The organism is Mesorhizobium sp. WSM4817, from assembly GCF_055811135.1.
This window is the reverse complement of sequence record NZ_JBVVQQ010000003.1, coordinates 298,274-310,999: the sequence shown is the minus strand read 5'-3', so window position 1 is coordinate 310,999 and position 12,726 is coordinate 298,274. Positions and strand designations below refer to the sequence as shown.

10 protein-coding genes and 1 pseudogene are annotated in these 12,726 nt (G+C 63.6%); 5 read left to right on the top strand and 6 right to left on the bottom strand.

Annotation, left to right across the window (positions count from 1 at the left end):
• Window positions 1–253 precede the first annotated feature (253 nt).
• Window positions 254–1,180 carry a manganese catalase family protein gene (locus AC0L2K_RS06345; protein WP_128179715.1) on the top strand — a complete coding sequence of 309 codons (927 nt, stop codon included), beginning with the start codon at window positions 254–256 and terminating at the stop codon, window positions 1,178–1,180.
• Window positions 1,181–1,274: 94 nt separating this feature from the next.
• Here AC0L2K_RS06345 and AC0L2K_RS06340 read toward each other — a convergent pair whose 3' ends face one another.
• Window positions 1,275–1,814 carry an Lrp/AsnC family transcriptional regulator gene (locus tag AC0L2K_RS06340; protein ID WP_123146884.1) on the bottom strand — a complete coding sequence of 180 codons (540 nt, stop codon included), beginning with the start codon at window positions 1,812–1,814 and terminating at the stop codon, window positions 1,275–1,277.
• Window positions 1,815–1,862: 48 nt separating this feature from the next.
• On the opposite strand from AC0L2K_RS06340, the gene AC0L2K_RS06335 reads away from it, so the two are divergent.
• Window positions 1,863–3,041 carry an MFS transporter gene (locus AC0L2K_RS06335; RefSeq protein WP_128171914.1) on the top strand — a complete coding sequence of 393 codons (1,179 nt, stop codon included), beginning with the start codon at window positions 1,863–1,865 and terminating at the stop codon, window positions 3,039–3,041.
• 125 nt (window positions 3,042–3,166) lie between these two features.
• Window positions 3,167–3,592, top strand: coding sequence for a GNAT family N-acetyltransferase (locus AC0L2K_RS06330; protein ID WP_128171915.1), 426 nt, complete (start codon window positions 3,167–3,169; stop codon window positions 3,590–3,592).
• On the opposite strand, the gene AC0L2K_RS06325 is transcribed toward AC0L2K_RS06330, so the two are convergent.
• Window positions 3,593–4,723 (bottom strand): anhydro-N-acetylmuramic acid kinase, encoded by a 1,131-nt coding sequence (locus tag AC0L2K_RS06325; protein WP_128179719.1) that lies wholly within the window; start codon window positions 4,721–4,723, stop codon window positions 3,593–3,595.
• Window positions 4,724–4,893: 170 nt separating this feature from the next.
• Complete coding sequence (gene murQ, locus AC0L2K_RS06320) at window positions 4,894–5,817, bottom strand: N-acetylmuramic acid 6-phosphate etherase (protein WP_473530889.1); 924 nt, start codon at window positions 5,815–5,817, stop codon at window positions 4,894–4,896.
• Between the two features lie 170 nt (window positions 5,818–5,987).
• Between murQ and AC0L2K_RS06315 the strand changes: the two genes are divergently transcribed.
• Together AC0L2K_RS06315 and AC0L2K_RS06310 are read left to right on the top strand one after the other, a co-directional pair.
• On the top strand, window positions 5,988–7,097 hold the full coding sequence (locus AC0L2K_RS06315; RefSeq protein WP_473530888.1) for a carbohydrate kinase: 1,110 nt from the start codon (window positions 5,988–5,990) through the stop codon (window positions 7,095–7,097).
• Window positions 7,098–7,127: 30 nt separating this feature from the next.
• A complete protein-coding gene (locus AC0L2K_RS06310; protein WP_473530887.1) occupies window positions 7,128–8,054 on the top strand; it encodes a pseudouridine-5'-phosphate glycosidase in 927 nt (308 codons plus the stop codon).
• Window positions 8,055–8,137: 83 nt separating this feature from the next.
• On the opposite strand, the gene AC0L2K_RS06305 is transcribed toward AC0L2K_RS06310, so the two are convergent.
• From AC0L2K_RS06305 to AC0L2K_RS06295, 3 genes and pseudogenes are all read right to left on the bottom strand, one after another.
• The gene (locus tag AC0L2K_RS06305; RefSeq protein ID WP_473530886.1) at window positions 8,138–9,379 is read right to left on the bottom strand and encodes a VWA domain-containing protein; all 1,242 of its coding nucleotides are present in this window, start codon (window positions 9,377–9,379) and stop codon (window positions 8,138–8,140) included.
• A pseudogene (locus AC0L2K_RS06300) lies at window positions 9,372–11,629 on the bottom strand (DUF5682 family protein). Before AC0L2K_RS06300 ends, AC0L2K_RS06305 begins: the two are co-directional and overlap by 8 nt.
• A 4-nt stretch (window positions 11,630–11,633) precedes the next feature.
• On the bottom strand, window positions 11,634–12,713 hold the full coding sequence (locus AC0L2K_RS06295) for an ATP-binding protein (protein ID WP_473530885.1): 1,080 nt from the start codon (window positions 12,711–12,713) through the stop codon (window positions 11,634–11,636).
• Window positions 12,714–12,726: the final 13 nt, after the last annotated feature.

The window sequence follows — 12,726 nt, the reverse complement described above, 5'->3', positions numbered from 1 at the left end:
GACAACCAGAGCGCCGACGGCGAGGTACAGATTGTTCTGCCTCATCCAGTCGGTCGCGTGTCATGTGCCATAGGGATGATGGCACCGCCATGCTCCCGCATGAGCTAAAAAGTTAGCCCGCCTGCATGTGCAGCGTTCAGGTCGCCAACGCATCAATTGGGAAAGCCCGGTCGACGGGAGAAATACTCCTCTGAGAGGCGGGAACATTACCGTCGAAGTGCTGTTAGGTCCGTTCCTCTAACGGAGATAGACCATGTTTTTGCGCGTCGACAAGCTTCAGATCGAATTACCGGCACCGGCCCAACAGGATGTCAATGCCGCTTCAGCGCTCCAGGAGTTGCTTGGCGGGAAATACGGAGAAATGTCCACACTCGGTAACTACCTCTTCCAAAGCTTCAATTTCCGATCAAAGAGCAAGTTGAGGCCGTTCTACAGCCTGGTCGCGGCCATCACCGCCGAAGAGCTTGGCCATGTCGAATTGGTCAGCAATGGGGTGTCGATGCTTGCGAACGGTCCTGATGAACCCGGCGCTGACACGGTAGGTCCGACAGATATCACCGGCGCGCCGTTCGATATGATGAAGGACGCAAGACTGGCTGCCGGATTTTTGTCGCATGGTGGTGGCGCCGTGCCGATCGATTCAAATGGCCTGAGCTGGAACAAGGATTTCGTTACAACGACCGGCAACGTCATTTTTGACCTCCTCCACAATTTCCACCTCGAATGCGGAGCCCGCCTTCACAAACTGCGGGTCTACGAAACCTTGTCGGACCCGACCGGACGGGAGGTCTGCGGATATCTGTTGGTAAGGGGATCGGTGCATGCCCACGCCTATGCCCTCGCGCTCAAACAAATAACGGGTGTCGAAATCGAGAAGATGCTTCCAACGCCCAACATTCCGCTGGCAAACATCCCGGAGAGCCAGAAATATCTTGAGGAAGGCTCGCACCGACGCCTTTATACATTCAGTCCCGAAGATTACCGTGAGATAGCTGGGATCTGGGGCAATGGCGAAATGGCTCTCCCGGACGATCCTCCAGGTGAATTGGAGGTTGTCGAAGGAATGCCGGATGGCGGAAAGATCCAGGAGTTGGTGGGAGAGCCATCAGCTTTCACACCGGATTACGCGCCTGAGGAAATGTACGAGATTGCATCCAAGCTTTACAAGGCGTCTCGGTAACGAGCCTCGATCGGTTAATGACGATGCCGTCGTTGCAGGCAAAGCCCGCGATCAGGCCGGGCCCAGCCGGACACCGTCCCGACTCGCGCTCCGGCTAATACAGCGGCTTGGCCATGTGCCGGGGCGCCGGCCATTCCGTCGTGATCCCGGGCTGCACCGGCCGCTCGAGATAGGTCGACAGAACCACATAGCTTCGCGTCGAGGTCACGCCAGGCGTTTCGTAAAGCCGCGACAGCAGGCCTTCGAGCGCCCTTGTGTCCTCGGTGCGGACCTTGATCAGCATGCATGTGTCGCCGGCCACCGAATGGATCTCCTCGACTTCGGGATGCTCGGAAATCGCCATCAGTTCGGGGGTCTTTCCCCAGCCCTTGGTGTCGATGTGCACGAAGGCAAGCAGCGGCTTGCGCACCGCCTTGGGATCGATGATCGCCGCAGTGTTGCGAATGGCGCCGCTGCGCCGAAGCCGCTTCACCCGTTCATGCGCGGCCGGCGGCGACAGGCCGACGCGATCACCGAGCTCGGCATAGCTGACCGTGGCGTCGTCGACCAGAACGCCTAATATTTTTCGGTCGGTTGCGTCGACGTCCCGGGCAGCGGGCCTGTTCTGCAGAATGCCATCTGTTTCTTCATCCATGGCGAAATTCCTTGTTGATACAGAACTTAGTACGGCCATTATCGCCTTATGACGAACAGTGATCAAGTCGCAACATTGACGGCAAGGCCGCCTATCCCGGCGCTCGCCTATCTCCTCACCGGATGCATCGCGGTGATCGGCTCGAATTCGCTGGTTCTCGGTCCGATAGCACCGGCGGTGGCGGCGTCGTTTGCGACGAGCGTGCCGGCCGTCATGATCGCGTCCGCTGCCTTCGGCCTCGGCACATCGGCAAGCGCCTTGTTCCTGGCCCGCTATATCGATCGGCTCGGCGCCCGCCGCATGCTGCAAGGGGCCTTGCTGCTGCTGGCGGTCGCGCTCCTCGCCAGCGCCGCCGCGCCGACGGTAACGGCGCTGGTTGCAGCCCAGCTTGTCGCCGGCATCGCCGCCGGCGTTGCCATGCCGGCAATCTATGCCAGCGCCGCTGCGATCGCGCCGCCTGGCCGCGAAAGCGGAACCATCGGCGTCGTGCTGACCGGTTGGACCCTGAGCATGGTCGCCGGCGTCTCATTGTCGGCGGTGCTTGCCGACCTCGTCCATTGGCGCGCCGTTTTCGCGGCGGTCGCGGTGCTTGCGGCGCTCGCGTTGACCGGCCTTACGCTGACCTCGCTCGGCGATGTCAGGAAAAGCGGCCCGGCGCCGACGCCGCTCGGCGCTTTGGCCGTTCCCGGCATAGTGCCGCTCCTGGTCGCCTGCGGCGCCTTCATGACCGCCTTCTACGGCGTCTATGGTTATCTTGGCGATCACCTTCACAATGGCTTGGGACGGCCGGTCAGCGCCAACGGCTTGGCGGCGCTCGCTTATGGCGCCGGCTTCGGCATGGCGGCACTGCTTGACGGCGTGATCGATCGGCTTGGCGCGCGACGTGTCATGCCGTTCGCCTATCTGCTCGTCGCGGCCGTCTATGTCGCGCTCGCCGCGGCAGGCAGCAGTTTCCATCTGACCATCGCGATGGTCGCAGTCTGGGGCCTTGCCAATCATTTCGGGCTGAACGTCCTGGTGATGCGCCTCTCGGCGCTCGATCCTGCGCGGCGCGGCACGATCATGGGCTTGAACAGCGCGGTGACCTATCTCGCGGTGTTTGTCGGCACCACGGCCTTCGGACCGCTTTATTCCAGCTTCGGCTTTGCGGCATCTGCAATGGTCGCCGCGCTGCTCATGCTGGTTGCCGCTTCGGCGGCGGCGTGGCATTCGCCGCGGCCCGTGTAGTCGCGGAGCCACGCGGCGGCAGCGCTTGCGCTCCCCGCCTTTCCTTCGGTAAATGCAAATGAAAGTGCCACGCGTCCGGAAGCGCTGTATACGGGTATCCGGCTGTGAGCCTGTCTGGACAAGCGATGAACATGACGCTTGAAACCACCGCCGACCCTTCGCCGAAAGAACTCGCTTTTCTCGGGGAGCGGCTCAGCGCGTTCAACGACAGCGAAGTCGGTCCGGCCAACAGGAAGGTGCTCGCCGTGTTCGTGCGCGATGAGCACCGTGCGGTTGTCGGCGGCATCTCGGGATATACCGCCTGGGGCTGGCTCTATGTGCAATGGCTCTGGGTTGATGAGCGACTGCGCGGCCAGCGCATGGCCGGCAGGATGCTGGACGCAGCCGAACAGGAAGCCGTCGCACGCGGCTGTCATGGCGCCTTGATCGACACGTTCAATCCCCAGGCGGTCAACGCCTATGAGCGTCAGGGGTATCGGCTGTTCGGCGCGCTTCCCGATTTTCCCGTCGGCCGCAGCCGCGTCTTCCTGCAGAAGAAACTGCTGGCTTGATCAGCCGGCAAGGCGTCCGCCGCGCATCGGCTGTGGCACACCGGTGGTGGTCGGAAAACTGATCGGCAGGCCCCTGAGCACGCGAACCGCAAGGAAGGCAAAGCACTCCGCCTCGACCGCGTCACCCTTCCAGCCGAGCGCCTCCGCCGGCACCGCTTCGACGCCGGCGCGGCTGGCGAGCATGGCCATGATCGTCGGGTTGTGGCGGCCGCCGCCGCTGACCACCAGTCGCTTTGGCCGGTGCGGCAGGAGGTCGAGCGCCTTGCCGACGGCTGCGGCGGTGAAGGCCGTCAGCAGCGCGGCGCCATCCTCAGCATTCAATCCCTCCGCCATGGCCGCGCCGAAATCGAAGCGGTCCAGCGATTTTGGATAGGGCTTGGCCAGGTAGGGATTCTGCAGGAGCTTGGCCAGCCGGTCTTCGTCGACGGTGCCGGTCCGCGCCAGCGCACCGTCGCGATCCATGTCGCCAAGTCCTTTCGCCTTGATGAAATCGTTCAGCGGCGCATTGGCCGGTCCGGTGTCGAAAGCGACGATATTGTCCTTGCCGTCCCACCAAGTGATGTTGGCGACGCCGCCGAGATTGAGCACCGCCGTGTCGCCGCTGATATCGGCATCGCGCAGCAGCGCGGCATGATAGGCGGCCGACAGCGGCGCCCCTTGTCCGCCGGCCCGCATGTCGGCCGAACGGAAATCATAGGCGACCTTCGTCCCCAGTATGGCATGCATCAAAGCCCCATCGCCGAGCTGGCGGGTCTGGCCGAGCCGGCCGGTTTGCGGGGCGCGATGCAGCACGGTCTGGCCGTGGAAGCCGACGACGCCGATATCGGCCATCGTCAGCCCGTAGCTTTCGACCAGGTCCTTGACGGCCGCAGACTGGGCGCGCGTCAGCGCTTCTTCGGCTTCGCGAAAGATCGCCGGTTCCGGTCCGGCAAAATTCCACGCCCTGGCCTGATCCAGCGTCTCCTCCAGCAGCGTCCGGATCGATCCGGGGTAGGGCGCCAGTGTGTAGGTGCCGAAATCCGCGATCCGCTCGCCGTCGGTCTTGATCAGCGCAACATCGATATTGCCATCCAGCACGGTGCCGGTCATCAGCCCGACGGCCCAGATTGGTTCACCACTTTTCGCAATCATCACGTGTTAGGCTCCGTTGACGCGATCGCCGACCGATGGGCGAATCTCGATAATCCCGCGCTGTCGAAATGGATGTGTCGGATGGATCCGTTTGGTGAGCAAGGTCCCATGCCTTGCCTTTGTCGAAGTCGGTCCATCCTGGATACTGGTATACCGGTATCCAGACAGCTTCACAGCGTCTTTTCGCCGATCGCCTTTCGCAAAAAACCGCCCGCATTGTCGAGCGCCTCGCGTGCCTCTTCGATGCCCATCCCGGTGATTGTCACCAGTATCGCCAGCTTGACGTCCTTGCCGGTCTGGTCGAGCGCCCGTCGTGCCTGCTGCGCTGTGCAGCCGGTGGTCTGCATGACGATCCCGACCGCCCTGGCGACGAGCTTCTTGTTGCTGGGATTGAGGTCGACCATCAGGTTCTGATAGCTCTTGCCGATCCGGATCATGCTGGCTGTCGTCAGCATGTTGAGAACCAGCTTTTGCGCGGTTCCCGACTTCAACCGGGTCGAGCCGGCGAGAACCTCTGGACCGACAAGCGGAGAGATGGCAATGTCGGCAATGTCGGCAATGACTGACCTGGGGTTGCAGGAAAGCGCCACCGTCGTTGCTCCGACCTGCTTTGCATAGGTCAAGCCGCCGATGACGTAGGGTGTGCGGCCGCTGACCGCGATGCCGACCACCACATCGTCGGCGGTCAACTTGATGCCCTGCAGTGCCTTGATGCCTTGTTGCGGATCGTCCTCGGCGCCTTCCACAGCCCGCACCAGCGCTTTGGGGCCGCCGGCGATCAGGCCGAGCACCATGTCCTCGGGCACGCCAAATGTCGGCGGACATTCCGAGGCATCGAGGACCCCCAGCCGGCCGCTCGTGCCGGCGCCCATATAGACAAGCCGCGCGCCTTTTTGAAACGCACTAACGATCCGGTCTACGGCGGCAGCAATTTGCGGAATGACCTTCTCGACGGCGGCCGGAACGCCGCTGTCCTCGTCATTGATCATGCGCAGGATATCGATGGTCGGCAGCAGGTCGATATCCATCGTCCTCGGGTTCCGATCCTCGGAAACCAACCGCTCCAACTCCGACATCAATTCCTGTTCGCTCATGAGCGTGCTTTCAAACTTCTTGTCATCGGCAACAAGTAATGTGATGCGGCGCCAGGCGTTGACCAGTACCAGCGACTGGCATCGACAGGCTCGCCAGCCAAACAAATGTTGACAACATCATCTGTTGTTGGTCAAAGTTCAGCATGAAACGCGCGGGCCGAGGTGAGGCAATGGACGACCTTGGAGCACAGGAACGGGCAGTGCTGGATCTCATCGCGGCGAACCCGTTCGCCGGCCAGCAGGACATAGCGGCCGCGCTCGGAATTGCCCGCTCGACCGTCGCGGCCCACATCGTGCAGCTCGTCAACAAGGGCTACATTCTTGGCCGCGGCTATGTCTTGCCGGCCTCCAAGCGCATGATCTGCATCGGCGGCGCCGTCCTCGACCGCAAGTACCACGCCAAGAAGGATCTGATCTTCGGGACGTCGAACCCGGTCGACGGCTATCGCAGCTTCGGCGGCGTCGCCCGCAACGTCGCCGAGAACCTTGTCCGCCTCGGCGTCGACATAAGCTTCGTTTCGATCGTCGGCGACGACGAGACCGGCCGCTCGCTGGTGCGGCATCTGCGCGACCTCGGCGCCGACGTCAGCCAGGTCATCACCACCACGGAGCGGCCGACGGCGGAATATGCGGCTATCCTCGATCTCAACAACGATCTCGTGCTCGGCATCGCCGACATGGAGATCTTCGATCTGTTTTCGCCCTCCTGTCTCGACCGTTTCTGGCCGCATCTGGCTTCGGCGAATTGGGTGTTCATCGACTGCAACCTGCCGGCCGCGACGATCGCAGCGCTGATGTCACGAAAGCAGGGCGCGCGCTTCAAGCTCGCCGTCGACACGGTGTCGTCGCCGAAATCGGCGCGCCTGCCGAAGGACCTGGCCGGCATCGACCTCTTATTCACCAACCATGACGAGGCCAATACGATGCTTGGCATCACCGATGCCGACAAGCGGCTGAAGCCGAAAGAGGCAGCGGCGGCGCTGCGCGCGGCCGGCGCCAGCGAGGTGATCGTGACCATGGGCGCGCACGGATTTGGGGTCGCGACCGAAGGCGGCGTGGCAACGATGCGTTCCGTCCCGGCCCGCGCCGTCGACATCACCGGAGCCGGCGACGCAATGATTGCCGGCACCATGTACAAGGTGCTTTCGGGCGATCCCGTGCTCGACGCGGCGCGCACCGGGGCGCTGCTCGCCACGCTGACCACCGAGAGCGAATCCAGCGTCCATCCCGATCTGTCGCCGCGCTTCCTCACCGCCGGCATGTACCGCATTCCCGCCTGAACGCGAGTCGAACCCTGAAAGCGAACGACGATGAAACCTTCCCTTCTCCATCTGAACGACGAAGTCGCGGCAGCACTTCGTGAAGGCCGCGCGGTGGTGGCGCTGGAATCGACGATCATCACCCACGGCATGCCCTATCCGGCCAATCTGGAGACTGCCCGCAGCGTCGAGACCGTGGTGCGCGAGAATGGCGCCGTGCCCGCCACGATCGCGGTGGTTGCCGGCAGGATCAAGGTCGGGCTCGATGACCGTGAACTGGAGCAGCTGGCAGCGGCAAAGGACGTGGTCAAGGCGTCCGGGCGCGACCTCGCCGCCATTATGGTGGGCGGCGGCTCGGCCGGAACCACGGTTTCGGCGACGATGCGGATCGCTGCATTGGCCGGCATCGGTATTTTCGCGACCGGCGGCGTCGGCGGCGTGCATCGTGGCGCCGAGGCCAGTTTCGATATCTCGGCCGACCTGACCGAACTCGGCCAGACCGGCACGACCGTCGTCTGCGCCGGCGTGAAATCGATCCTCGATATTGCAAAAACGCTGGAATATCTGGAGACCCAGCGCGTGCCGGTGATTGCCTACCAGAGCGACGACTTTCCGGCTTTTTATACGCGCTCCGGCGGACTTAAAGCCGATCACCGCCTCGATACGCCGCAGGACATTGCGCAGGCCATGCTGCTGCACGAGCAGATCGGCTCGGGCACAGGCATCCTCGTCGCCAACCCAATTCCGGAAGTGGATGCGCTCGATCCGGCCTTCATCGACGGCACGATCACGGCAGCGGTGGCGGAAGCCGAAGAACGCGGCATCGGACGCAAGGAGCTGACGCCGTTCCTGCTCGCCCGCATCAACGAGCTTTCGCAAGGCCGCAGCCTGAAGGCCAACATCGCGCTGGTCCGCAACAACGCCGCGCTTGCCGCTCGCATCGCCGTGGCGCATGCGGGATTGAAGGACATGAAATAGCGGAACTGCCGGCCACAATCGCTGACCTGTCCAGCCGTTTTTCCAGCCGCGACAGGAGCGCGGCAACCTTCTGTGACATGGGCTCACTCGTCCGCCCTGGACGCCTCGGCCTCGGCTCGAACCAGTTTGATGTCGGCTCCCGCCGCCCAGGCGCCGATATCCTCGCGGCGCAATGCCGCCGCCATCATGTCCGGAAACAGATCCGGCGTGCAGGCGAAGACCGGAATGCCAAGTGCTGCGACCGAACCTGCCATTGCCGGATCATAGCCGGGCCGGCCTTGGTCGGTCAGTGCCAGAAGCACGACGACATTGACGCCGGATCGAACCAGCGCCGCCAGCCGCCGCAGCAACTCCTGGCTATTGCCGCCCTCGTAGAGGTCGGTGACCAGCACCAGATGCGACTTGGTTGGCCGCTCGATACGGTCGGCGCAATAGGCGACGGCCTGGTTGATATCGGTGCCGCCGCCAAGCTGCACGCCGAACAGCACTTCGACGGGATCGCTGAGTTCTTCGGTAAGGTCGACGATGGCCGTATCGAAACAGACGAGCTTGGTGCGCACGACCGGCAGCGAGGCCATCACCGCCGCGAAGATCGAGGCGTAGACGACCGAGCTTGCCATCGAGCCGGACTGGTCGACGCAGAGAACGACTTCGTCAAGGTCGACCAGCCGACGCTGCTTGCGCATGAAACCAACCAACTTCTCCGGCACGATAGTTTTGTGCTCGGGTTGGTAGTGGCGAAGGTTCGCCGAGATGGTGCGCTGCCAGTCGATATCGCGGGCACGCGGACGGTTGGTGCGCTTCGATCGGTCGAGCGCGCCGCGTATCGCCTCGGCGGTCTTCTGCTCCAGCTTCTGCATCAGCTTGGCGACGATGTTTACGATGATCGTGCGGGCGATGTCCTTGGTCTTGGCCGGCATGACCGAACGCAGCGAAATCAGGTCGGCGACCAGGTTGACGTCCGCCTCGATCGCCTTGAGGAACTCCGGCTCCATCAGCATCTGCTTCAGGTCCAGCCGTTCGAATGCGTCCTTCTGGACGATCTGAACGACCTGCGCGGGAAAGAAGGAGCGAATGTCCCCCATCCATTGCGCAACGCGCGGTGCCGAGCGGCCAAGCCCGCCACGCCGCTTGCGCGGGTCACTGGCCGCCGCGCTGGCACCATCGCCGTAGAGAGCATCGAGCGCCGCCGAAAGTCGTTTGTCGTCGCTGGAAAGTGCCGCCGACGCCTCGTCATCGGCGCCGATCGCCAGGCGCCAGCGGCGCTCCCCTCCGGCATCTGCAGTGAGTCGGCCGGGCCCGTTCATTTCGCCCTCGTCATCCATTGCCGCTTCCTCCCATGAGCAATGGTCCAAGCCGTTCCAGGTGTCGGCGCCATGCCTCGCCGCCATTCGGCGTCGGCGTCAGGCCAGCCGGCAAGCGCGCGGCACGGCCGAGAACCGCTTCGATCAGTCGCCGGCGCTCCATGCTGTCCAGATTGGAAAAGACGCGGCGCAGCAACGGCAGGTGCGCGATGAAAGCATCTTCGTCGAGAGATTTGAGCCAGGAATCGACCGCGCTGCGGAGACCTTCGTCATAGATCAGCCGTTGACCCGCTGTGCTGAAGAAGCCCTCGAAGAACCCCGCCGCCTCGGCGACTGGCGTGCCCGGCGACAGGCGTCGCCCGAGCAGCTCGGCTGCGGCTTCGGCGGACAGGCGGCCGGCCTCGTAGAGCAGGTGCGCGGCGCATCCGGCCAATAGCGCCGTCGCCCGCGACCCCTCGAGAACGGCAGCCAGCCCGTTGCGCCATCCGTTCAGCACGTCTTCCCCCGGCTCCACCAGCCTGATCGCCTCATCGGCCTTGCGCATCGCTCTTACCAGCGTCGCGGCGGCCTGCTCATCCAGGTCGCGTGCCGCATAGGGAAGCGCGATCGCACCTTCGACGATCAGCCGCTCCATGAGGCCGGAAAGCCGGTTCGTCTCCGTTTTGCGCGCCTCGCCATAGCGGATGATGTCGGCGAGCGGCGGCACCGAGGCCAGAATCTCCAGGCATTCGCTGCTGCGCGCCGCGCGCGCCTCCAGGGCCGCGAGACCGGCCGTCGATGCTTCCAACAGGCCTGCCGTGATGGCGCCCTGGACCAGTGCCGCAAGACTATCGAGGGTTGCTGCGGCTTTGATCATCTGGATCAGGCGGCCGTTGGCAGCCTTTTCGATGGTCGGCCCGTAGATCAGGTTCTCCACCAGGCGAACGGCATATTCCGGCTCCCAGGCCAGGGTCCACCGCTCGCGGAAAGTGCCACGGCTGCGACCGGCGTCCGTCAACTTGCCCCAATGCACGCCGAGCACGTTCAGCCGATGCAGCAATGTCGAACGGAACAGCCCGCTGTCGCTTCGCAGGTCGACGGATAGTTCCCGCTCCAATGCTTCAAGTTTCAGCCGCGCCGCCTTCTGGTTGCGCTGCAGATCCTCGATCAACGGCGCCAACGGCGTGTCGGGTGGAATTTCGCCGACGTCCGCACCTAGAAGCAGCTCGGCTTGGACCACGGCCCACAGCAACGCTTCGCCGTTGAACAGAGCCGCAATTGCGGCGTCGCGCAATTCCTCAAATCCGGGTTTCGGCCGCTCGCGAATCGCGGCGAGCGTGCGGGCGAGCCGCTCCGCTTCGATCAGCGAAGCGGTCGAGACCAGGTGACCCTTCACCCGCAGCACCGCTGCAATCATTGCAAGCCACAAGGTTGCTGCATCGCGCCGGCCGCGCGTGCGCCAGAGATGCTTGCACCAGCCGGGTGCGACGACGCCCGCGCCATAGCCGTAGCCCAGCGCCAAACGCGGTCCCGTCCACGGTGCCCACGTCATCGTGCTCTTGCGCCTTGCAATCCCCTTAAGCAGGGCTTGATCGTTTTTTTGCATGTGTGTCGCCTGCAGTGCCGGCACATGCCACGCCCCGCAGACGACGGCGACAGGTCCGTCGAAATCCTTGCGCGCCGCAGCGATTTCGAGCCGCATATGCGCTTCGCGCTGGCCTCGAACTGCGCGATCGAGCCTTCGCCATCCCTCAGCGTCATCATCGCGTCGGAGATGGCCGCGAATATGGGGCCTGGTTCCGGATTCTGCTCGATGATGTCCGACCACCAGCTTTCGCCATCCTCATAGCCGGCGGCGCGGGCCAGCGTACCTATCGGATCACGCCGATGCGGAGCCACATCGTCACGCTCGCCTGATTCCTTCGCTTCGTCAGCATCGACTTTTTCCGCGCCGTCGACCGCCGCTTCCGAGAAGCGCGCCGACGACGGCAGGTCGATGAAGCGCAACGCCGCCTTGTTGTCCACGGCCCAAAGGACTGCCTGATATTCCGGCGAGAACTCGGCGAATGGCCAGAAGCTCGTCGAAGCCGGATCCTCCTCCGGATAGCAAAGCAGTGCTACCGGCGGCTGCATCTCCGGGCGGGCCAGCAACGGCAGCAGCGCGGAGGCATCGATCGGGCCCTCGATCAGCACGGCGACCGGCTGCAAATCCTGCAATGCCTGCACAAGGCTGTCGGCGGAACCCGGCCCGTGATGGCGTATGCCGAAATAGGCGACGTCGCTGTGCCCCATGACGTCAGATCGCGGCGTTCAAGGCCGCATAATAACCGGCATAGTCAGGTCGCTTCTTGAGCACTGTTTCCAGGTATTCTTCCAGCACGACCTTGTCCTGTACCGGGTCTTTCACGATTGCGCCGACAAGGCTGGCGGCGAGACCTTCGGCGCCGAGCTTGCCGCTGTCGAACCACGCCGCCTGGCTCAGCCCGCCAACCATCGTCGCGATCGCCTCGGCGGTCGACAGCGAGCCCGAGGGCGTCTTCAGCGTCACCTTGCCGTCGGCGGTCGCACCGGACCGCAATTCACGGAAAATGGTCAATACCCGGGCTATCTCCTCGCCGACATTTTTCGGCACCGGCAGGTCGAGCCCGCCGGCCATCTCATCGACCCGCTTGGAGACGATCGCCATCTCTTCAGCCATGTCTTCCGGCAATGGCAGCACCACGACATTGAAGCGACGCTTGAGTGCCGAGGAGAGTTCATTCACACCTTTGTCCCGATTGTTTGCCGTGGCGATGATGTTGAAGCCGCGCTGGGCATAGATCGATGTGTTCAATTCCGGGATCGGCATCATCTTTTCGGAAAGTACGGTGATCAGCGTGTCCTGCACATCCGAGCCCATGCGCGTCAGTTCCTCGAGTCGGCAGAGCTTGCCGGTCTGCATGGCGCGGTAGAGCGGCGTCGGCACCAATGCTTCCTGGCTCGGGCCCTTTGCCAGAAGTTGTGCATAGTTCCAGCCATAGCGGATCTGGTTCTCGTCGGTGCCGGCCGTGCACTGCACGATCAGCGTCGAGTCGCCCATGATGGCGGCGGCCAGATGTTCCGACACCCAGGACTTGGCCGTTCCGGGAACGCCGAGCAGCAACAGTGCGCGGTCGGTGGCGAGCGTTGCCACCGCGGTCTCCATCAGTCGGCGGCGACCGACATATTTTGGCGTTACCGGCGTGCCGTCACCGGCCTTCCCGCCCAGCAGATAAGTCAGCACAGCTTGTGGAGAGAGGCTCCAGCCGGCAGGCTTTTGCCTGTCGTCACTGCGCGCCAGCGCCTGCAATTCAGAGGCATAGGCCTGCTCGACCGGCAGACGGATGGCAGCGTTCATATGAATTCTCCGG

Excerpts from the sequence above, each read along its gene's own strand:
- AC0L2K_RS06310 (WP_473530887.1), top strand. The coding sequence starts at position 7,128 with ATGAAACCTTCCCTTCTCCATCTGAACGACGAAGTCGCGGCAGCACTT.
- AC0L2K_RS06305 (WP_473530886.1), bottom strand. The coding sequence starts at position 9,379 with ATGGATGACGAGGGCGAAATGAACGGGCCCGGCCGACTCACTGCAGAT.
- AC0L2K_RS06325 (WP_128179719.1), bottom strand. The coding sequence starts at position 4,723 with ATGATTGCGAAAAGTGGTGAACCAATCTGGGCCGTCGGGCTGATGACC.
- murQ (WP_473530889.1), bottom strand. The coding sequence starts at position 5,817 with ATGAGCGAACAGGAATTGATGTCGGAGTTGGAGCGGTTGGTTTCCGAG.
- AC0L2K_RS06295 (WP_473530885.1), bottom strand. The coding sequence starts at position 12,713 with ATGAACGCTGCCATCCGTCTGCCGGTCGAGCAGGCCTATGCCTCTGAA.
- AC0L2K_RS06330 (WP_128171915.1), top strand. The coding sequence starts at position 3,167 with ATGAACATGACGCTTGAAACCACCGCCGACCCTTCGCCGAAAGAACTC.
- AC0L2K_RS06340 (WP_123146884.1), bottom strand. The coding sequence starts at position 1,814 with ATGGATGAAGAAACAGATGGCATTCTGCAGAACAGGCCCGCTGCCCGG.
- AC0L2K_RS06335 (WP_128171914.1), top strand. The coding sequence starts at position 1,863 with ATGACGAACAGTGATCAAGTCGCAACATTGACGGCAAGGCCGCCTATC.
- AC0L2K_RS06345 (WP_128179715.1), top strand. The coding sequence starts at position 254 with ATGTTTTTGCGCGTCGACAAGCTTCAGATCGAATTACCGGCACCGGCC.
- AC0L2K_RS06315 (WP_473530888.1), top strand. The coding sequence starts at position 5,988 with ATGGACGACCTTGGAGCACAGGAACGGGCAGTGCTGGATCTCATCGCG.